Below are 21904 nucleotides of genomic sequence, written 5' to 3' on the forward strand. Positions count from 1 at the left end.
ACGATGCATAGGATTAGTAATGAATTTTTCGTATATAGAGAGACAGCGGATGGTGCAAGCTGTTTACGTGAAAATTTATGAACTCACCTATAATGTTGCAGAAGTGAACGAAGTAATTTCTGCCGTCTGTCTGCGTTAAAGATATCAAGCGAACGTAATTTTGCGTTAATTTGGGTGGTACCGCGGGAAAATATGCTTCTCGTCCCTATTTTCAAGGGATGAGTGGCTTTTTTTATTTAGAAAAGAATATCATTTCAATTAAAATAGGCAATGCTTGGTATAAAGATGTTACATTTGTTTCTCGATAATTGAAGGAGGGTCAACAGGATGAGCTTTAATCATGTTGAAATTGAAAAGAAATGGCAAGCGTACTGGGAAGAAAATAAATCATTTAAAACAGATACGTATTCTGAAAAAGAGAAATTCTTTGCACTGGATATGTTCCCTTATCCGTCTGGAGCTGGTCTTCACGTAGGACACCCAGAAGGATATACGGCTACAGATATTATCTCAAGAATGAAACGGATGCAGGGATATGAAGTCCTGCATCCAATGGGCTGGGATGCTTTTGGTCTCCCTGCAGAGCAATATGCAATCGATACTGGAAATAGTCCGGCAGAATTCACAGAACAGAATATTGCAACATTTAAACGTCAAATTCAAGAGCTTGGTTTTTCGTATGATTGGGATCGTGAGATAAATACGACAGATCCGAACTATTATAAATGGACACAATGGATTTTTATTAAGCTATATGAAAAAGGACTTGCGTATATTGATGAAGTAGCCGTGAATTGGTGCCCGGCATTAGGCACGGTTCTGGCAAATGAGGAAGTAATTGATGGAAAGAGTGAGCGCGGCGGTCATCCTGTCATTCGTAAGCCAATGAGACAATGGATGTTAAAAATTACAGCTTATGCGGACCGCTTATTGGAAGATTTGGAGGAACTGGATTGGCCTGAAAGCTTAAAAGAAATGCAGCGCAATTGGATTGGCCGCTCTGAAGGAGCAGAAGTTACATTTAATATCGAAGGACATGAGAAAGAATTTACTGTGTTTACAACACGACCAGACACTTTGTTTGGAGCGACGTATGCGGTATTAGCGCCTGAGCACCCTTTAGTAAAAGAAATTACAACCACTGAGCAACTGCATGCAGTTGATGCATATTTACATGAAGTAGAGACAAAGTCGGATCTTGAGCGAACAGATTTAGCGAAGGATAAAACAGGAGTATTTACTGGTGCATACGCAATCAACCCTGCAAACAATGAAAAGATGCCAATCTGGGTTGCAGACTATGTCTTGATATCATACGGGACTGGTGCAATTATGGCTGTACCTGCACATGATGAACGTGACTATGAGTTTGCGACAATGTTTGAACTTCCAATTACGGAAGTTGTCAGCGGTGGAGATATTACAAAAGAAGCTTATGCTGGTGATGGTGAACATGTTAATTCTGGCTTCTTAAATGGACTTGACAAGAATGAAGCGATTAGCAAAATGATAGATTGGCTTGTTGAAAATAATAAGGGTGAGAAAAAGATAACCTACCGTCTTCGTGATTGGTTATTTGCAAGACAGCGTTATTGGGGAGAGCCAATTCCTGTTATTCATTGGGAAGACGGTTCCATGACAGTTGTCCCTGAAGAAGAGCTGCCATTAGAACTTCCGACGCTTTCAGAGATTAAACCATCTGGCACTGGAGAATCACCACTTGCAAACAGTGAAGAATGGGTGAATGTAGTCGATCCAAAAACAGGCATGAAGGGTCGCCGGGAAACAAACACAATGCCACAGTGGGCTGGAAGCTGCTGGTACTTCCTGCGCTATATTGATCCAGATAATACGGAGCAGTTAGCGGATCCAAAAGCATTGGAAAAATGGCTCCCAGCTGATTTGTATATTGGAGGAGCTGAGCATGCTGTACTGCATTTGCTTTATGCAAGATTCTGGCATAAATTCTTATACGATATCGGTGCAGTCCCGACGAAAGAACCTTTCCAAAAATTGTATAACCAAGGCATGATTCTTGGTGAAGGCAACGAGAAGATGAGTAAGTCAAAAGGGAATGTAGTGAACCCGGATGACATTGTTGCTTCTCATGGTGCTGACACTTTAAGGCTTTATGAAATGTTTATGGGTCCGCTGGATGCTTCCGTAACATGGTCAACGAACGGTTTGGACGGGGCACGTCGTTTTCTGGATAGAATTTGGCGCCTGTTTATTAATGAAGATGGCTCACTTAATGAAAAGATAGGTTCAGCTGGAAATGAAAAACTGGATAAGGTTTATCATGAAACAGTGAAAAAAGTTACAGAGGATTACAATAACCTTCATTTTAATACCGCAATTTCGCAAATGATGGTATTTATTAACGAAGCTTATAAAGCAGATACAATACCACAAGCTTATGCTGAAGGCTTTGTAAAAATGCTGGCGCCAGTTGCCCCGCATATTGGTGAAGAGCTTTGGAGGCTTCTAGGTAATTCTGATACAATTACGTATGCAGCTTGGCCGACATTTGATGCTTCCAAACTTGTAGAAGATGAAATTGAAGTAGTACTGCAAGTAATGGGTAAAGTACGCTCTAAACTGAATGTTCCAAAAGACATTTCCAAGGAAGATTTGGAAAAAGCCGCACTAGCTGACGAAAAGTTACAAGAATGGCTGGAAGGAAAGACCGTTCGCAAAGTCATCGTTGTTCCGGGCAAGCTAGTGAACGTAGTAGCTAATTAATAAAACAATAAAAATGCTTTCTCTCATAATATGGAGAGAAAGCATTTTTATTACATATTATAAACCTCACCTTGCCAATCTCATATTCCTTCAATTAGATTAGAAACATTAAATCCAAGGGCTTCCATAAAAAATGCTGTACATTGGCTTCTGGCTCCTAAGCTCAGACAATGATATACGGCCTATTCTTATCCAGGTTATCCATCACTTCGGGAATTTGCTGCAGGCAAATGTGTAAAGCATCTTTTATTTCCCTGTTTTCAGTTACTATATCTTCGCGTATTTCAATAATAATCATATCAGTTTTAGTTGGGGGAAACTGCTCGACTTCTTTTGCAATTATTTCATTTACAATATTCATATTTATAATACTCTCTTAAAGTCCCTACATTATTTTACCTTTTTGTGTATAGCTTGCAAACAAGTTACATATTCTAACAATAATCGAGAACGGAGAAAAGAGGGCTAATATGAAAAAGATTATTTATTTACTGATGGTCCCATTAATCTTATTTTCAGCATCTGATGTCAATGCAAAAGAATCTGATGCTGTTCTGATTAAAGAATATACAGAGGATATAACGGGAGACGGAGAAACGGATTCAATTAAATTATACGGTATATTGTTTTCTCCGGATTCTAAATACTTTAAGGAAGTCTATACAATTATTACTTCCAATGAAGAGGATTGGCGCATTAATTATCAAGGTGGTTATGACCCTGTTCTTCAATTCGTTGACTTAAATCATGATGGAATAAATGATATATTCTATCAGAGTGCAACTGGAGGGAGTGGCGGTCTATACAATTCCCAACTGGATACAATTGCAGGAGGGAGAATAGTAAACATCCCTTTACCAACACAGGATTATGTAAAGGGTCATTTTGAAGACGGCTTCAATGCAGTAATTGAAATTTTCCCCAACAAAAAACCGATTGTTATGAATGTCGAACAGCGTAAAGAGGACTATATACGCTTGGGTATTTACGATGTAGAAGGAAAACTTTTAAAGCAAACTGAACTGATGGTAGATCCAATTGCTTTTTTTGAACCTGTATTAATTAGTGATAGTAAAGGGTATGGACTGAAAAGTTATAAACAAATTAGCGGTGCTTATCATGCAGATCAATTAGGAGTGCTGGAAACAATATGGTATTACGAAAATGATAAATGGCTTATATTACAAACGGATTGGAAAGAAGCGAAATAAACGCTTCTTTCCATTCTGTTATGAGATAGCTTGCTTCTATTTAAAAACAATGTATAATAATGCAAAAAAATGACTGTGGATTATTGACAACGAAATTAGCCCATGCTATACTGTGAATCCAAGGTTAATTACTTGTGAATTTAACTTAATATAATTCATTTAAAAAGTTATTGACAAGTACTTGTCTTGTGTGATATTATATATTAGTTGCTTAATTGCAGCTGATAAGTAAAATTTGCTCTTTGAAAACTGAACAAAACAACCAGTATGTCAAGCGGAATCGCATTTATGCGATGAAGCGAAAGTTATAATGGAAAACCCCGTTTTCTATTATAACAACTCGGAAGATGAAATCTTACGAGTATAAACAGCTAAGATATTTTATAGAAGTAACTTATGTTTTTCTATTCAAACACTTTAATGGAGAGTTTGATCTTGGCTCAGGACGAACGCTGGCGGCGTGCCTAATACATGCAAGTCGAGCGCGTGAAACTTTTCAGATCTCTTCGGAGTGACGAATTGTGGATCGAGCGGCGGACGGGTGAGTAACACGTGGGCAACCTGCCTGTAAGATCGGGATAACTTGCGGAAACGTGAGCTAATACCGGATAATGTCTTTTACCTCCTGGTAAAAGAATGAAAGACGGTTTTGCTGTCACTTACAGATGGGCCCGCGGCGCATTAGCTAGTTGGTGGGGTAATGGCCTACCAAGGCGACGATGCGTAGCCGACCTGAGAGGGTGATCGGCCACACTGGGACTGAGACACGGCCCAGACTCCTACGGGAGGCAGCAGTAGGGAATCTTCCGCAATGGACGAAAGTCTGACGGAGCAACGCCGCGTGAGTGATGAAGGTTTTCGGATCGTAAAACTCTGTTGTTAGGGAAGAACAAGTACGAGAGTAACTGCTCGTACCTTGACGGTACCTAACCAGAAAGCCACGGCTAACTACGTGCCAGCAGCCGCGGTAATACGTAGGTGGCAAGCGTTGTCCGGAATTATTGGGCGTAAAGCGCTCGCAGGCGGTCTTTTAAGTCTGATGTGAAATCTTACGGCTCAACCGTAAGCGGTCATTGGAAACTGGAGGACTTGAGTACAGAAGAGGAGAGTGGAATTCCACGTGTAGCGGTGAAATGCGTAGAGATGTGGAGGAACACCAGTGGCGAAGGCGACTCTCTGGTCTGTAACTGACGCTGAGGAGCGAAAGCGTGGGGAGCAAACAGGATTAGATACCCTGGTAGTCCACGCCGTAAACGATGAGTGCTAGGTGTTAGGGGGTTTCCGCCCCTTAGTGCTGAAGTTAACGCATTAAGCACTCCGCCTGGGGAGTACGGCCGCAAGGCTGAAACTCAAAAGAATTGACGGGGACCCGCACAAGCGGTGGAGCATGTGGTTTAATTCGAAGCAACGCGAAGAACCTTACCAGGTCTTGACATCCCACTGGCCGCTATGGAGACATAGCTTTCCCTTCGGGGACAGTGGTGACAGGTGGTGCATGGTTGTCGTCAGCTCGTGTCGTGAGATGTTGGGTTAAGTCCCGCAACGAGCGCAACCCTTGATCTTAGTTGCCAGCATTTAGTTGGGCACTCTAAGGTGACTGCCGGTGACAAACCGGAGGAAGGTGGGGATGACGTCAAATCATCATGCCCCTTATGACCTGGGCTACACACGTGCTACAATGGATGGAACAAAGGGGAGCAAAACCGCGAGGTCAAGCAAATCCCATAAAACCATTCTCAGTTCGGATTGCAGGCTGCAACTCGCCTGCATGAAGCCGGAATCGCTAGTAATCGTGGATCAGCATGCCACGGTGAATACGTTCCCGGGTCTTGTACACACCGCCCGTCACACCACGAGAGTCGGTAACACCCGAAGTCGGTGAGGTAACCTTTATGGAGCCAGCCGCCGAAGGTGGGACCAATGATTGGGGTGAAGTCGTAACAAGGTAGCCGTATCGGAAGGTGCGGCTGGATCACCTCCTTTCTAAGGAATAATAGAAAGCGCAGGCGACCGTTAAGAAACGTACAAACTGGAGCACTTTGTAATGAGATAAAGGAAACACAGCGACTGTAAGGAGCTGATGTTGACTTATCGATTGGAAAAGTGTGAAGTTTGATAGTTTCTGGTCGCCGGAGCTAGACTATAACGGAACATCTAACTTTGTTAGATGAAACATACTGTGTTGTTTGGTTCAGTTTTGAGAGAGCAAATCTCTCGATTTGTACCTTGAAAACTAAATAAGAGTAACAACGACATCAAATTAAAAGGCTGAGGCGACTGTTCGAAAACGGACGCATAAGCAAGGGACTGGAAAACGCTTGAACTTTAGCGTTTGGAATGTCAATTGCTTATGACGGTAGTTTTCAGGAGCCGAAGCTAGATTAATAAATGTAAGACCAGGTTTATTTGATAAACCTAAAAGGCAAAATTAAAGCTTTATTTACTGTAACTTAGTTAAGTGAATAAGGGCGCACGGTGGATGCCTTGGTACTAGGAGCCGAAGAAGGACGGGACTAACACCGATATGCCTCGGGGAGTTGTAAGTAAACGCTATATCCGAGGATTTCCGAATGGGGAAACCCACTGTTCGTAATGGGACAGTACGTATATCTGAATTCATAGGGTATACGAGGCAGACCTAGGGAACTGAAACATCTCAGTACCTAGAGGAAGAGAAAGAAAATTCGATTTCCCAAGTAGCGGCGAGCGAAACGGAAAGAGCCCAAACCAGTAAGCTTGCTTACTGGGGTTGTAGGACACTCCATACGGAGTTACAAAGAAATTCTTTAGACGAATCGACCTGGAAAGGTCAGCCGCAGAAGGTAACAGCCCTGTAATCGAAAAAGAGTTTCCTCCGGAGTGTATCCTGAGTACGGCGGAACACGAGAAATTCCGTCGGAATCCGGGAGGACCATCTCCCAAGGCTAAATACTACCTAGTGACCGATAGTGAACCAGTACCGTGAGGGAAAGGTGAAAAGCACCCCGGGAGGGGAGTGAAATAGAACCTGAAACCGTGTGCCTACAAGTAGTCGAAGCCCGTTAATGGGTGACGGCGTACCTTTTGTAGAATGGACCGGCGAGTTACGATTACATGCAAGGTTAAGTGGAAGACACGGAGCCGCAGCGAAAGCGAGTCTGAATAGGGCGTTTATAGTATGTGGTCGTAGACCCGAAACCGTGTGATCTACCCATGTCCAGGGTGAAGGTCAGGTAACACTGACTGGAGGCCCGAACCCACGTATGTTGAAAAATGCGGGGATGAGGTGTGGGTAGGGGTGAAATGCCAATCGAACACGGAGATAGCTGGTTCTCTCCGAAATAGCTTTAGGGCTAGCCTCAAAAAAAGAGTACTGGAGGTAGAGCACTGATTGAACTAGGGGCCCTCACCGGGTTACCGAATTCAGTCAAACTCCGAATGCCAGATACTTATTTTTGGGAGTCAGACTATGGGTGATAAGGTTCATAGTCGAGAGGGAAACAGCCCAGACCGCCAGCTAAGGTCCCAAAGTATACGTTAAGTGGAAAAGGATGTGGAGTTGCCCAGACAACCAGGATGTTGGCTTAGAAGCAGCCACCATTTAAAGAGTGCGTAATAGCTCACTGGTCGAGTGACTCTGCGCCGAAAATGTACCGGGGCTAAACGTATCACCGAAGCTGCGGATTGTTCTTGCGAACAATGGTAGGAGAGCGTTCTAAGTGCTGTGAAGTCAGACCGTGAGGACTGGTGGAGCGCTTAGAAGTGAGAATGCCGGTATGAGTAGCGAAAAAAGAGTGAGAATCTCTTTCACCGAATGCCTAAGGTTTCCTGAGGAAGGCTCGTCCACTCAGGGTTAGTCGGGACCTAAGCCGAGGCCGAAAGGCGTAGGCGATGGATAACAGGTTGATATTCCTGTACCACCTCATGATTGTTTGAGCAATGGGGGGACGCAGAAGGATAAGGAATGCGCACGGATGGAAGTGTGCGCCCAAGCAGTGAGAAAGTCAGATAGGCAAATCCGTCTGGCAATTTCAAGCTGTGATGGGGAGGGAAATTTAGTACCGAAGTTCCTGATTTCACACTGCCAAGAAAAGCCTCTAGTTAGATCATAGGTGCCCGTACCGCAAACCGACACAGGTAGGCGAGGAGAGAATCCTAAGGTGAGCGGGAGAACTCTCGTTAAGGAACTCGGCAAAATGACCCCGTAACTTCGGGAGAAGGGGTGCTCCTTTAAGGAGGAGCCGCAGTGAATAGGCCCAAGCGACTGTTTAGCAAAAACACAGGTCTCTGCGAAGCCGAAAGGCGAAGTATAGGGGCTGACACCTGCCCGGTGCTGGAAGGTTAAGGGAAAGAGTTAGGGTTTTACCCGAAGCTTAGAACCGAAGCCCCAGTAAACGGCGGCCGTAACTATAACGGTCCTAAGGTAGCGAAATTCCTTGTCGGGTAAGTTCCGACCCGCACGAAAGGTGCAACGACTTGGGCACTGTCTCAACGAGAGACCCGGTGAAATTATACGATGTGTGAAGATGCACATTACCCGCGACAGGACGGAAAGACCCCGTGGAGCTTTACTGTAGCCTGATATTGACTGTTTGTGCAGCTTGTACAGGATAGGTGGGAGCCTTAGAAGCGAGAGCGCTAGCTTTCGTGGAGGCACCCGTGGGATACCACCCTAGCTGTATGAACATTCTAACCCAGGACCGTGATCCGGTTCGGAGACAGTGTCAGGCGGGCAGTTTGACTGGGGCGGTCGCCTCCTAAAAGGTAACGGAGGCGCCCAAAGGTTCCCTCAGAATGGTTGGAAATCATTCGTAGAGTGTAAAGGCAGAAGGGAGCTTGACTGCGAGACTTACAAGTCGAGCAGGGACGAAAGTCGGGCTTAGTGATCCGGTGGTTCCGCATGGAAGGGCCATCGCTCAACGGATAAAAGCTACCCCGGGGATAACAGGCTTATCTCCCCCAAGAGTTCACATCGACGGGGAGGTTTGGCACCTCGATGTCGGCTCATCGCATCCTGGGGCTGTAGTCGGTCCCAAGGGTTGGGCTGTTCGCCCATTAAAGCGGTACGCGAGCTGGGTTCAGAACGTCGTGAGACAGTTCGGTCCCTATCCGTCGTGGGCGTTGGAAGTTTGAGAGGAGCTGTCCTTAGTACGAGAGGACCGGGATGGACACACCGCTGGTGTACCAGTTGTTCCGCCAGGAGCATAGCTGGGTAGCTACGTGTGGAAAGGATAAGTGCTGAAAGCATCTAAGCATGAAGCCCCCCTCAAGATGAGACTTCCCATCACTTCGAGTGAGTAAGATCCCTCAGAGACGATGAGGTTGATAGGTTCGGGGTAGAAGCATGGTGACATGTGAAGCTGACGAATACTAATCGATCGAGGACTTAACTAAATTCTTTTGATGTATGTTGTTTACTCTTATTTAGTTTTCTTGGTATAAGTCATTTATATCATTATTATGTCTGGTAGTGACGGCGGAAAGGTCACACCTGTTCCCATACCGAACACAGCAGTTAAGCTTTCCAGCGCCGATGGTAGTTGAGACTTTGTCTCTGCGAGAGTAGGACGCCGCCAGGCAAATTATAAAAAATACGCAACAATTACTTGTTAAGTAATTGTTGCGTATTTTTTATAATCAATCAAACAAATTTTCACTGTCAAACTTCATCTAAAGTGCTAAAAATCCGTATTTCGGCCATATCCGTTTGCTAGATGGCTGGAGAGCGAACAGATAAAGATAACTCTTTATTCCTCATGAGTCTCCATCTGGCTGGGGGAAGGTTGCAAATAATTGAGATTCCCGTGTGGGGAAACCAAAGCAACGGTAAGGTATGCCGTGCGCACGCAGGGCTCAATAGCCACCGGCACGGGGAGTATTTGAACTGTGAACCTTCAGTAGAGAAAGTAAGACAGCGGAACAAAAGTTGCTCTGAATTAAGGTGATCAGCAATTGATATCAAGATCATGCTCAATATTTGAAGCCATTTGGTATTTTAATACAACTATTGATATAAGAGTTGTATTAAATAACAGTACAAAACAAACGAGACAGGAGAATTCTCCTGTCTCGTTTGTTTTGCTAGGCTGCGTGCTTCTTTTTACCTGCAATATTTAACTTTTTGCCGATTGAATCTGTAATTGCAGTAATTGCACCATCTCCGGTAACATTACAAGCTGTTCCAAAGCTATCCTGTGCCAGATATAAAGCAATCATAAGAGAAACCATCGTTGGATCGAAGTGAAGCATGCTTTCTAATAGCCCAATTGCTGCCATGACAGCTCCACCAGGAACTCCAGGGGCCGCTACCATAGTTATCCCTAGCATGAGAATAAATGGCATGAAAGACACTATTGTAGCGGATCCACCTTGCAAGAAGAGAACAGCTAATGCACAGCTCATAATTGTAATTGTACTTCCTGATAAATGGATGGTTGCCAGTAAAGGAACCGTAAAATCTGCGGTTTTTCCTCGAATATTTAATGTTTTTGTATGTTTTAATGTAATAGGAATAGATGCTGCTGATGATTGTGTGCCTAATGCAGTAAAATAGGCTGGTATCATTTTTTTTAGCATTGATAAAGGATTTTCTTTTGTAAATGACCCGGCAATCGTATACTGAAAGACTAAATATAAAACCTGAAGCAGAATAATCATTATAAAAACCTTTGCAAAAACACTTAGGATTGTTGCAACTTGTCCTGTATATGTCATATTAGCAAAAATCCCAAATATATGAATAGGCAGTAAAGGTATAATTACTTTTTCAATGACAAGCTCAATTATACTGCGAAAATCACTGAATACACTTAGTAAAACATCACTTTTTATTGCTGCAATACCAATTCCAATAACAAAGGAAACAAGCAAGGCGGTCATAACTTCCATCGGGGGAGGCATCTCTACACTAAAGAAAGCAGAAGCCATACCCTTTGATGGGTCGCTTAAATTTTGAACAGAGCTTCCTGCTAACATAGACGGATAGAGCCACTTGGCTACATAAAATGCTGTAATCCCAGCTATTATTGTAGAAGCGTATGCTAGACCAGTTGTTATCCCGAGCAGTTTTCCAGCTCCGCGACCCATTTCTCCAATCCCAGGGGTAATAAAGCCAATAATAATAAATGGGATAATAAAACTTAAAAAGTTGCCAAATAGTCCATTAAAAGTTGCAAATGTCCGTATTACTCCCTCGTTAGCAAAGGAACCAATAGCAACACCTAAAATAATAGCTAAAACAATTCTAGCTAATAATCCAAATCGTTTCATATATATATTTTCCTCCTCGTCCTCCTGGCAATTATCTAATTGTTATGATATAGAAGATAATTTTAATATCCATTATACAACAGGGAAAGGTTATAATCATAGTATTTATAAAAAGAATCTTAATTCTGATTCGATGGAATAATAAAATTAACGAGGATTTATTTCATCATTGAAGGTGACCAGCACTGTACAAAAGAGGATAGACGAAAATATACGCGGATACTTTCAAAGTATTGAAAGAACCACGTATATTTTCTAGTTGTTGCGCTAATAGCTCAAATTCAGTTTCCTAACGGGCAGATAATTTCTGACTCAATTACCTAATTGGTTGTTGAGCCTGAATTCGTTGAATTACCTGGCATAAATTGTTGCATCATCTGGTCTAAACCTTGATTATTCTTACTCATGGAGTAAAAAGTCGCAGCACCTACACCAATTGAAGCAAGTAACGGCAGCCAAATTCCATTTCGTTTCATGAACTCATCTATCCCTTTCTGTCTAAGCTATCAGACAGTTTTATTATAAACATTTACAATGATTTCATTCGTGGAAGCAATTGGAATTCAAATTGCTTCATATGCAGCATTCATTCCGGCAAGCCTGCCAGTGACAAGAGCTGAGGTAATATTATAACCGCCAGTGTACCCGTGGATGTCGAGTATTTCTCCACAAAAGTAAAGGCGATTCATACATTTAGACTGCATTGTGCTCGGCACAATTTCTTTTATTGAGATACCGCCTCCAGTTACGAATGCTTTTTCCATCGGGAGTGATCCATTTACTTTAAATTGGAACTGTTTCATTGTGTGTGCAATGGAGCGGACAGTTTCTTTAGAAATATTACTGCCTTTTGTTTCTTCATCAATCTCAAGTAGTTCAAATATATATTGAAGGAACCGTTCTGGGACAATTCCTTTTAATATGTTTTTAATTGACTTTTTGGGATTTTCTTTTACTGATTTGGATATTTCATTTATTAATTCTTCCATATTATAATCAGGTATGGCATCGATTTCCATGTTCACAGCTTTTTCTTTCATTAATTCTTTTACAGCAAACTGCGAACAACGAAGGACTGCAGGTCCTGAAACCCCAAAGTGGGTAAACAACATGTCCATCCGATGAGTAATAATTGGCTTATTTCTTTTGTTTAATACAGAAACAGCTGCATCGCGCAGGGCCAATCCTTGTAATGCTTTATTTTTGATAAAAGTTTCATTGGAAGTTAATGCTACTTCGGTAGGATAAAGTTTTGTAATGGTATGTCCGGCTTTCTTTGCCCAAGCATATCCATCACCAGTTGAACCAGTATGTGGCACTGCTTTTCCTCCAACAGCAATAACAATCGATTTTGTAAGATGCTTTTTACCATCCATTCGAATAACCGTATGTTCTGTTTCCCCATAATCAATTGCTTCAACAGGAGAATTTATTTGGATTTCTACGTTCAGTTCACTTAGTTTATTTAATAGGGCATCAACAACAGACTTTGCTGAATTTGAAACAGGGAACATCCGCCCATGATCTTCTTCTTTTAAAGCGACTCCAAGGTTTTCAAAAAAATCGATAATATCATAGTTATTAAAAATAGAAAAAGCACTGTATAGGAATTTTCCGTTTCCTGGTATATGTTTAATTACTTCTTCTTCAGGCAGGCGATTTGTTACATTGCATCTGCCACCGCCAGATATAGCCAGCTTTTTACCAAGCTTTTTACCTTTTTCGAGCAGAAGTGTTTTCGCCCCATGCTCTGCGGCAGAAATTGCTGCCATCAGACCAGAAGGACCGCCACCAATGACAATAACATCATATGTCACTTTTCTTCACTCCTTTCGTAAGTATATTACACTGATAATTATTGAGAAGCAAATCAAAACGGAATTGTAACAGTTAAAATATCGATAACCTGCTCATATGTGGTAAAATAAGTTTTGTATCTCAAAAAAGAAATCAAGGTGAAAAAATGTCGAATATGGTTAGAGGATCTATGCTGCTAACAGTAGCAACGTTCCTTTCAAAGTTCTTAGGTTTGATTTATTTGATCCCCTTTAATGCACTGGTAGGTGCTGAAGGTGGTATGCTATATAATTTCGCATATGTACCATATAATATCATGTTAAGTATTTCGACGATTGGAATTCCGCTCGCGATGTCAAAAACAGTTTCCAAGTACAATGCACTTGGTGACTATGAAACAGGTAGACGAACTTTTAAATTCGGTACATCTTTAATGTTTATTACCGGGTTTATTTCATTTTTAATTTTATTCTTTGGCGCAGAGCTTTTAGCAAGTGGTATGATAACAAATACGAATCCTGCTGAAGGGATTGTAGTTGATGATGTTGTTTTAGTCATACGTGCTGTCAGCTTTGCTTTATTGATTATTCCTGCGATGAGTATTATGCGCGGGTTTTTCCAAGGGCATGAATCGATGGGACCTTCTGCTTTATCAACTGTTACAGAGCAAATTGTCCGGATTTTATTTGTGCTGGTTTCCGTATTTATTGTTATTGTAATATTAGACGGAACGATTGCGACCGCTGTTGGCTTTGCAACTTTTGGAGCGTTTATCGGTGCGGTCGGTTCTTGGGCAGTGCTGCTCTTATATTGGAAGAAAAGAAAGCCGCATCTTGATAAATATCTTGAAAATCAAAGAGTGACAAGTAATACAACGACAAAGGATATCTTTAGGGAAATGCTAGGTTATGCAGGTCCTTTTATAATTGTTGGCCTGGCAACTTCTTTATACCAGCTTGTTGATGCGTTTACGTTTGAACGAACAATGATTGCTGCAGGGTTTGAAGATATCAAATGGACTCTTGGGACGATTAACACCTATGCGCATAAAATAGTCATTATTCCTGGGACAATTGCTACAGGTTTATCTTTAGCAATTCTCCCAGCATTAACACGGACTTTTGAACAAAGAAATAAAGAAATGCTGCATCAGCAAATCAATCAGGCATTGCAAATCGTACTTGTATTAGTTATTCCCGCAGTCGTAGGGATACTGACCTTATCTGATGTTGCATATGGTGCACTATATGGCATGGAGAATCTTGAAATCACTGGAAGTCTTTTAGGCTGGTATGCACCGGTTGGTTTATTCTTTGCTTTATTCACAGTAACAGCATCCATGCTCCAAGGGATAAATCAGCAAAACTTTACGGTACTTAGCCTGTCTGCTGGTTTATTGGTGAAAATCCTCTTGAATATCCAGCTTATTCAATGGTTTGGAGCGAAGGGTGCAATCTTTGGTACAGGACTTGCTGTAGTAATTGCAGTATGTATTAACCTATGGAGGATTAAAAAATCTGTAGCATTTTCATATCGTCAGATTAGAAAACGCACATTATTAATAGGGATATTTGTAACCCTTATGGCTCTCGCAATTTGGGTGGTGAAAGCACTGCTTGGAATATTCATCCCTTACGAAACTTCACGTTTTGGTGCGGTTATAGTGCTTCTTGCAGGAATTGGAATTGGCGGTGGCTTATATTTATGGTTGGCATATGTATCAACTTTATTCCATCATGTATTTGGTGGAGAGATTCCAGTTATCGATAAACTATTACGTAAGCTCCGCCGCAGATAGAATGGAGGATCAATATGCGTTTGGATAAAATGCTCTCGAATATGGGAGTAGGTACTCGTAAAGAAGTAAAGACGCTGTTAAAGAAAAAACATGTTACTGTAAATCATAAAGTTGTGAAAGATGGAAGTAAACATATAGATGAGAATGAAGATATCGTTAAAGTTGGTGATAACGTTATTCATTATCAGGAATTTACTTATCTTATGCTGCATAAACCAGCAGGATTTTTATCTGCAACAAAAGATAATCACGATAAGACAGTGATTGATTTGTTAAAAAATGATGTGCTGCATTTTAAGCCATTCCCTGTAGGCAGATTAGATAAGGATACAGAAGGTCTCTTGTTGCTTACAAATGATGGGGACCTTGCACATCAATTATTATCGCCTGCTAAAAATGTAGAAAAAACATATTTTGCTCGCATTAGGGGAAAAGTTACTGTAGAGGATACCGAGGCGTTTAAAGCAGGGGTAGAAATAGATGATGGTTATGTAACGAAACCTGCTGAGCTGGAAATCCTGCAATCAGCTTCACAATCTGAAGTGGAATTGACGATCACGGAAGGCAAATTTCATCAAGTAAAACGGATGTTTAAAGCAGTAGGAAAAGAGGTTATCTATTTAAAAAGACTTCGTATGGGAGAAATTACTTTAGATCCTGCGCTGCAAATTGGTAAATATCGTCCGTTGACAGAAGCTGAGCTTACGTATTGTGAACAGATAAAAAAATCCAAATGAAGGAATGGTGCCTGAACAGGAGGCGATAAAATGGCGCATTATTTTATGGCAATCCCCTTGCCGGAAGAGCTGCAGCACTTTTATCATAGCTGGCAAAAAGAATTGCAAGCACATTTTTCATATAAACGGTGGATGCATCAAGCAGACCTGCATATAACATTGAAGTTTTTGGGGGAAGCTGAAATGCCCACCATTGACATATTAAAGAAAAAAATTAATCAGACTTTATTACTAAAATCGTTTATAATAGAATTAGGAACAATCGGCTTTTTTGGCGTGGAGAATCGCCCGCGTGTTCTCTGGGTAGATGTTTATTTAAGTGAAGCATTGCGGAAACTTCAACAGATTGTAGAGCTAGCTGCAGAAGAGGCTGGTTTTGCAAAGGAACAGCGCAGCTATCGTCCACATTTGACATTAGCAAAGAAATGGGAAAATGAATTTTTAATCAGTCCAGAAGAATGTGATAGGCTGCAAAAGCAATATGATGTACGCAAACAGTTTTATCTGCAAGAAATTGTTTTATATAAAATACATCCACAACAAATTCCAAGCTATGAAAAGGCTGCTGTCTTCCCATTAAATACTTTATAGAAGGGTGGTGGCTCTAATCGCACAGTTAATTAAACTACAGGATTATATTACAAGATATGAATGGGACACCTATAGATATCCAACCCAATATATTCGTTTAAAAAATGAAAATTGGAATATATTGTATCGAGAATGGATAGGAGAAGTGGAGGAAGAACCGATTGCTACCGAAGAATTGGGAGATGACCTCCAAGAGGAAAATTATTCTGTCTTTACAAAACTGAAAAATAAATTCAGGAAACCAAAAGTAACAGTCGATGTGATACAAGCGGAGCCGGCAGAAGAAAAAACTCATCTTCCTGAGACGGAAGCTGAGCTAAAACAGGAGTTTCTGGATAATCTATTAAACTTTCAAATGAAATGGGCTACATCAACCGTTACACATAGTTCCTTTGTTAATCAAAAATTTTATCATGATCCCTTGCTGAAATATTTGCTTCAGCGATTCCCTGATACTTACCTAGTTATGTATTTTCCTGTATTTACTATAAAAAAAGCCCCAATCGAAGCAAATATTATATTGATTACTCCATTAGAAATTGAAATCATTCATTTTATTGAATATGAAGAGGAAGCAATGATTATGGCAAGTGATGAGCGAACATGGCATATTGAATTCGCCGATCACCATGAAAAAATTTTAAACCCAATTATTTCGTTAAAAAGAACCGAGAAGTTAATCAGGAGTATTTTGGCTGCAGAGGAAATGGAATTTTCTATTAAGAAGACAGTTTTATCACGAATTAATAACATTGTTTTTGCTGCTGAACCATATAACACGAGCATTATTGGAAAGTTAAGCTATGATGACTGGTTTCAGGAAAAACGCAAATTGGCCTCTCCATTAAAAAGTATGCAAATTAAAACCGCAGAAGCACTGCTTAAACATTGCCAAACGACCTCTGTAAGACGTCCGGAATGGGAAGAAGATACTGGACCACTTGCAATCAAGGATATGGAGGAAAAAGAATAAATGTATGTCTTTATTGTTAACCCTCATGCTGGTAATGGAAAAGCAAATTTCATTTTTGAGCATCTGCAAAAATCCACGATATTTGAGCAATTGAATAGTAAATATTACTATAGTGAATATGAGGGGCATGCAGAGGAAATTGCTGCCTCTTTAATAACTGAAAAGAATATTACAGTAATTATCGTAATAGGCGGGGATGGCACAATATACGAAGTAATGAATGGGCTAGGTAAAACAGATATACCAATTGGTTTTATTCCAGGCGGTTCTGGAAATGATTTTGCCCGCGGGGTTGGAATTAAAGGGACGCCTGAAGAAATATTGCAAAAGGTTATCGATGGAAAGTACATTGTAAATTATTGGCTTGGAAATTATACCCGTGATAATGGGAAAACGCGTTATTTTGTGAATAGTATAGGCTTTGGTTTTGATGCACAAACCGCATATGCTGCGAATAACTCCCCATATAAACGCATTTTTAACCAATATAAGTTGGGTGCAGGAAGCTATATAATTGCAATTTTACAGATTCTAAAAAGCTTTAAACGAATGAGAGTCGACGTAACTCTTGATGGAAAGAAAAGAACAATTGAAGATTGCTGGCTTGTATCCATAGGGAACCATCCCTATTATGGTGGCGGGATGAAAATTATGCCCAATGCCAAAGTTCAGCCAGAAAAGTTTTCAGTTTTAATTATCCATTCTATGTCTAAATTAAAAGTTCTTACATTATTTATGACAGTTTTTACTGGGAAGCATGTACGTTTGAAAGGTGTCGAGCTTCTTGAAGCAAAAAGTCTTGAAATCTATTCGGGTGTGCCGATATATACACAAGTGGATGGACAAACTGCAAAATGCACAAAAACAAACATTACGAAAGAAGCGAAGGCAATACAGATTATTTCTGGATAAAATAAAGAAATTTACTTTACATAGTTGTATTTTTACTGTAATCAATTTACAATGTAATATTGAACGCTAAATTTGAAAGAAGAGGAATTATTCATGACGGATTGGCTTGAACAAGCATTGGGGAAGGACTGGACACTCACTCCAGCAGGTGGCCTTACTGGCGATGCATATATAGCACAAAAGAATAACCGGAAATTGTTTTTAAAAAGAAATACATCTCCATTTCTTGCAGTATTATCCGCTGTCGGTATTGTGCCAAAGTTAATTTGGACAAGACGAATGGAAAATGGTGATGTTATTACTGCACAGGAATGGCTTGAAGGCAGGGATTTGAAACCTGAGGATATGAAGAGTCAGCAGGTGACCGATTTACTCCATAAAATTCATCATTCGCCAGAGCTTTTACATATGCTGATGCGCCTTGGAAAGAAACCAGTTACTTCCGATGACAGTCTAAAGTCAATCACCGCACGACTTAGTGAATTAAATCTGATTCATAAATATGACGAAGTGAAGACAGCTCTGGAGTTTTTAGTTAAGCTGCTGCCGGTCACTCGCAATCAAAAGCTTGTTGTTTGCCATTGTGATTTGAATCATAATAATTTGCTCATGTCGAATTCAGGTGAGATATTTTTAGTTGATTGGGATAATGCAACAATTGCAGACCCAGCATCAGATTTTGGTTTATTATTGAAATGGTATATTCCTCGAGAACAATGGTCAATTTGGCTTCAAAAATATGGAATCGAAGATAAAAATTATCTTTATGAACGAATGCATTGGTATTTATTGCTTGATGCACTTGATTATATAAGCTGGCACAGTACACGGGGCGAGGAGCTTAAAGTGCAAGAGAGGCTCGCTCAATTAAGAGACTTAAATCACTTTATGAAAGAATTTATTAAATAAGGCAAGGAAGGTAAAAAGATGCGTCAACGTTATAAACCATGGGCGGATGATTTTCTTCACAATCATCAGAACCTGATTATACCTAATCCAGGGAAACAACGAGGAAAATGGCAGAAGTTATTTTCTGAAAACCAGCCTATCCACTTAGAAATAGGAACAGGCAAAGGGCAATTTATTGTTGGTATGGCGAAGCAGCATCCAGATATTAACTTTATTGGAATTGAAGTTGCTAAAAGTATAGTTGTAACTGCGGGTGAGAAGGCGTTAGAAGCAGGGCTTGATAATTTGCTGCTTATTCATGTCGATGCCAGCCACTTATTGGAGTACTTTGCTCCAGGTGAAATCTCTGCAATCTATTTGAACTTCTCAGATCCTTGGCCAAAGAATCGTCATGAAAAGCGTAGATTGACATTCTCAGCGTTTTTAAAACAATATGAAGAGGTTCTTATACCAAAAGGTGAAATCATCTTTAAGACAGATAATCGAGGGCTTTTTGAATACTCTTTATGCAGTTTTTCAGCATATGGCATGCTGTTAGAAGAAGTCAATTTAGATTTACATGTGATTGAAGATCCATTAAATATTATGACAGAGTACGAAGAGAAGTTTTCCGCTAAAGGACAGCCGATTTATCGCTCTCGAACATCATTTAAAAATTAAAAAAACCTGTGTTGTATAGATGACAACACAGGTTTTTTTAATTTATTCCTTATCGTCCTTATTAGAGTATAATTCTTTGCTGAATTCTGTTTGAAGCCGCATGTTTGGAAATGGTATAACAACCCCCAGCTTTTTAGGAAGCACTTTCTCTTTCATATAGGCATGGAACAATGCTTCACACATAGAAAAGAAGTAGGCGGCTATTGCCGAAGCTAAAACAATTGTTGCAGTTTGCTCGATAAATAAAGCAGCAAGTATCCAGACAGTAAGAAAAACTAAGCCAAAATCAATAATTGTTGTGATAATATTGCCAAGTGCCGGGAGCAATAATAAATCCCCAACAATATATGTAACTCCAGTGACAATGAAAGAAATTAGAAGTACTTGCTGAAACGTAATCGTATCAAACATTGCAAATAACGATAATAGAATAACCATTGTAAAAACCAACTTTATTCCAATTGCTTTTACATGTCCCATCATAAATCCCTCACTTTTTTAATCTATAGAAATAGTATTTATAGATATCATAAATTTTATACTAAATCGCTTAAGGTTTTTCTTTGAGGCTGATAACAGATCAATTGATAAAAATAGAATTAAAAAATACTTGACTTCATATAAGAAGATTTGTCATAATAAGCTAAGTGAAATAATTAGTTGCCTTTAAGTCAGTCCCGTGAGACTGGCAAGGTGATGCGGAAAAATTGTGTGGAAGCACGCAATCTGCAGAGTAATGGGGAATCCTGCTCTGATTTTATCTGCACCTTGCTAAAAATAAAGGCTAGGTGTTTTTTTATTGCAAAAAAACACTGTGAAAGGGAAAAAATAATTTATTTTAAGTGAGGAGAAGAAAAATGAAACAGCGAGAAATTCAAGTTGATGAAAGATTGCCATTACTGCAAAGCTTACCTCTAAGCTTCCAGCATTTATTCGCAATGTTCGGTTCAACAGTATTAGTACCAATTTTATTTGGAGTCGATCCAGCAAGTATTCTTCTTATGAACGGTTTTGGAACGATCTTATATATTTTTATTACAAAAGGTAAAATTCCAGCGTACCTTGGATCGAGTTTTGCATTTATATCGCCTGTTACCCTGGTTTTAACCGAGGGAGGCGGCTACGGTGCTGCGCTTGGCGGATTCTTTGTTGTTGGTCTCGTCTTAACGATAGTCGGTGTTATTGTTAGATATGCCGGAACTTCATGGATAGACGTGATATTCCCTCCAGCTGCGATGGGAGCAATTGTAGCAGTCATTGGGCTTGAGCTCGTACCGACAGCAGCTGATATGGCAGGACTTGTTGCAGCTTCTGACGTTCCGAGAGATACAACAGCAATTATCGTTTCATTACTAACACTTGGTGCAACCATAATTTATTGGGTGACATTGAGAGGGTTTTTGAAGATTATTCCAATTTTATTAGGAATTGTGACTGGGTATATTATCGCTATGATCTATGGGATTGTTGACTTTACTGGAGTACAGCAGGCTTCTTGGGTTCAGATGCCAACGTATTATAAAATAGAATTTAATTGGTCTGATATATTAATTATACTTCCAGCAGCCCTTGTTTTAGTTCCAGAGCATATTGGTCACTTAGTTGTAACGAGCAATATAGTGAAAAAAGACTTAGTTAAAGATCCAGGACTTGATCGTTCATTACTGGGAAATGGGATATCAACTATGATCTCGAGTTTTGTTGGTTCAACGCCCAATACAACATACGGAGAAAATATTGGAGTATTAGCAATAACTCGGGTTTATTCAACATGGATTATCGGGGGAGCAGCGGTAATTGCTATTATTCTATCATTCTGCGGAAAACTAGCAGCCCTGATTTCATCTATTCCAACACCTGTAATGGGAGGTATTTCCCTATTACTCTTTGGAATCATTGCTGTAAGTGGCCTGCGCATGTTAGTAGAACAAAAGGTGGATTACAATAACTCACAAAACCTAATACTTACTTGTGTAGTTTTAGGAATTGGAATCAGCGGAGCAAGTATTGAAATTGGTACCGTTGCTTTATCGGGGATGGGACTTGCAACAGTTGTAGCAATCATCGTCAGTCTATTTTTCAAACTACTCGACATTCTTAAACTATCAAACGAATAGAAACCATAAACCATCTCACCGTGCTATGGATCAGGGGAGATGGTTTTACTTTTTCAAAGAAATCTATTCAAAATATCTTCCTTGCCTCTGCTTCCGCAAGTAAACACTACAACTCACAGCCCCCGTGACAGGAGATTCCCGTGAGTAAATTAATAAATAACTTTTATTTTAGGATCGATAAATAAAACTAAAATGCCATAATTAAGCTA

Annotated in this window: 15 protein-coding genes, 3 rRNA genes and 1 other annotated feature (1 of these 19 running past the window's edge); of the genes, 13 read left to right on the top strand and 5 right to left on the bottom strand. The window is 40.3% G+C overall.

All coding sequences use genetic code 11. The features are described 5' to 3' along the window. Positions 1-210: a binding site (T-box leader), on the top strand; it begins 6 nt to the left of the window's first position. Positions 211-327: 117 nt separating this feature from the next. Beyond that, a complete protein-coding gene (leuS, locus tag NST93_RS01395; protein ID WP_405100490.1) occupies positions 328-2742 on the top strand; it encodes a leucine--tRNA ligase in 2415 nt (804 codons plus the stop codon). Between the two features lie 163 nt (positions 2743-2905). Here the strand turns inward: leuS and NST93_RS01400 are convergent, their stop codons facing one another. Further along, entirely contained in the window at positions 2906-3103 is a 198-nt protein-coding gene (locus NST93_RS01400; protein WP_405100492.1) for a hypothetical protein, read from the bottom strand. Between the two features lie 109 nt (positions 3104-3212). Here NST93_RS01400 and NST93_RS01405 point away from each other — a divergent pair, with 109 nt between their 5' ends. From NST93_RS01405 to rrf, 4 genes are all read left to right on the top strand, one after another. Continuing rightward, entirely contained in the window at positions 3213-3953 is a 741-nt protein-coding gene (locus NST93_RS01405; protein ID WP_405100494.1) for a hypothetical protein, read from the top strand. Positions 3954-4370: 417 nt separating this feature from the next. After that, positions 4371-5936: ribosomal RNA gene (locus tag NST93_RS01410) — 16S ribosomal RNA — on the top strand. A gap of 469 nt (positions 5937-6405) precedes the next feature. Beyond that, a 23S ribosomal RNA gene (locus NST93_RS01415) occupies positions 6406-9326 on the top strand. A 69-nt stretch (positions 9327-9395) separates the two neighbouring features. Beyond that, positions 9396-9511 (top strand): 5S ribosomal RNA (rrf, locus tag NST93_RS01420). Together the 16S, 23S and 5S rRNA genes form the textbook arrangement of a ribosomal RNA operon. A 502-nt stretch (positions 9512-10013) precedes the next feature. Here rrf and NST93_RS01425 read toward each other — a convergent pair. The 3 genes from NST93_RS01425 to NST93_RS01435 form a co-directional block, all read right to left on the bottom strand. Beyond that, positions 10014-11201: a dicarboxylate/amino acid:cation symporter gene (locus tag NST93_RS01425; protein ID WP_405100496.1), complete on the bottom strand. Its 1188-nt coding sequence runs from the start codon at positions 11199-11201 to the stop codon at positions 10014-10016. Between the two features lie 320 nt (positions 11202-11521). Continuing rightward, the gene (locus tag NST93_RS01430) at positions 11522-11677 is read right to left on the bottom strand and encodes a hypothetical protein (RefSeq protein WP_405100498.1); all 156 of its coding nucleotides are present in this window, start codon (positions 11675-11677) and stop codon (positions 11522-11524) included. An 87-nt stretch (positions 11678-11764) separates the two neighbouring features. Further along, positions 11765-13018, bottom strand: coding sequence for an NAD(P)/FAD-dependent oxidoreductase (locus NST93_RS01435; protein WP_405100500.1), 1254 nt, complete (start codon positions 13016-13018; stop codon positions 11765-11767). A gap of 146 nt (positions 13019-13164) precedes the next feature. On the opposite strand from NST93_RS01435, the gene NST93_RS01440 reads away from it, so the two are divergent. From NST93_RS01440 to trmB, 7 genes are all read left to right on the top strand, one after another. Then, the gene (locus NST93_RS01440) at positions 13165-14796 is read left to right on the top strand and encodes an oligosaccharide flippase family protein (RefSeq protein WP_405100502.1); all 1632 of its coding nucleotides are present in this window, start codon (positions 13165-13167) and stop codon (positions 14794-14796) included. Between the two features lie 14 nt (positions 14797-14810). Further along, on the top strand, positions 14811-15533 hold the full coding sequence (locus NST93_RS01445) for a pseudouridine synthase (RefSeq protein WP_405100504.1): 723 nt from the start codon (positions 14811-14813) through the stop codon (positions 15531-15533). Positions 15534-15563: 30 nt separating this feature from the next. Beyond that, positions 15564-16124 carry an RNA 2',3'-cyclic phosphodiesterase gene (thpR, locus tag NST93_RS01450; RefSeq protein ID WP_405100506.1) on the top strand — a complete coding sequence of 187 codons (561 nt, stop codon included), beginning with the start codon at positions 15564-15566 and terminating at the stop codon, positions 16122-16124. Positions 16125-16131: 7 nt separating this feature from the next. Further along, the gene (locus NST93_RS01455) at positions 16132-17097 is read left to right on the top strand and encodes an NERD domain-containing protein (RefSeq protein WP_405100508.1); all 966 of its coding nucleotides are present in this window, start codon (positions 16132-16134) and stop codon (positions 17095-17097) included. Continuing rightward, positions 17098-18009: a diacylglycerol/lipid kinase family protein gene (locus tag NST93_RS01460; RefSeq protein WP_405100510.1), complete on the top strand. Its 912-nt coding sequence runs from the start codon at positions 17098-17100 to the stop codon at positions 18007-18009. Positions 18010-18102: 93 nt separating this feature from the next. After that, a complete protein-coding gene (locus NST93_RS01465; protein WP_405100512.1) occupies positions 18103-18918 on the top strand; it encodes a phosphotransferase in 816 nt (271 codons plus the stop codon). Positions 18919-18936: 18 nt separating this feature from the next. Then, complete coding sequence (gene trmB, locus NST93_RS01470; RefSeq protein ID WP_405100514.1) at positions 18937-19578, top strand: tRNA (guanosine(46)-N7)-methyltransferase TrmB; 642 nt, start codon at positions 18937-18939, stop codon at positions 19576-19578. A 42-nt stretch (positions 19579-19620) separates the two neighbouring features. Here the strand turns inward: trmB and NST93_RS01475 are convergent, their stop codons facing one another. Further along, complete coding sequence (locus NST93_RS01475) at positions 19621-20058, bottom strand: YndM family protein (protein WP_405100516.1); 438 nt, start codon at positions 20056-20058, stop codon at positions 19621-19623. A gap of 377 nt (positions 20059-20435) precedes the next feature. Here NST93_RS01475 and uraA point away from each other — a divergent pair, with 377 nt between their 5' ends. Further along, a complete protein-coding gene (gene uraA / locus NST93_RS01480; RefSeq protein ID WP_405100518.1) occupies positions 20436-21695 on the top strand; it encodes a uracil permease in 1260 nt (419 codons plus the stop codon). The last annotated feature ends 209 nt before the right edge of the window (positions 21696-21904 follow it).

This window comes from Oceanobacillus sp. FSL H7-0719, assembly GCF_045040795.1.
Taxonomy (GTDB): Bacteria; Bacillota; Bacilli; order Bacillales; family Amphibacillaceae; genus Oceanobacillus.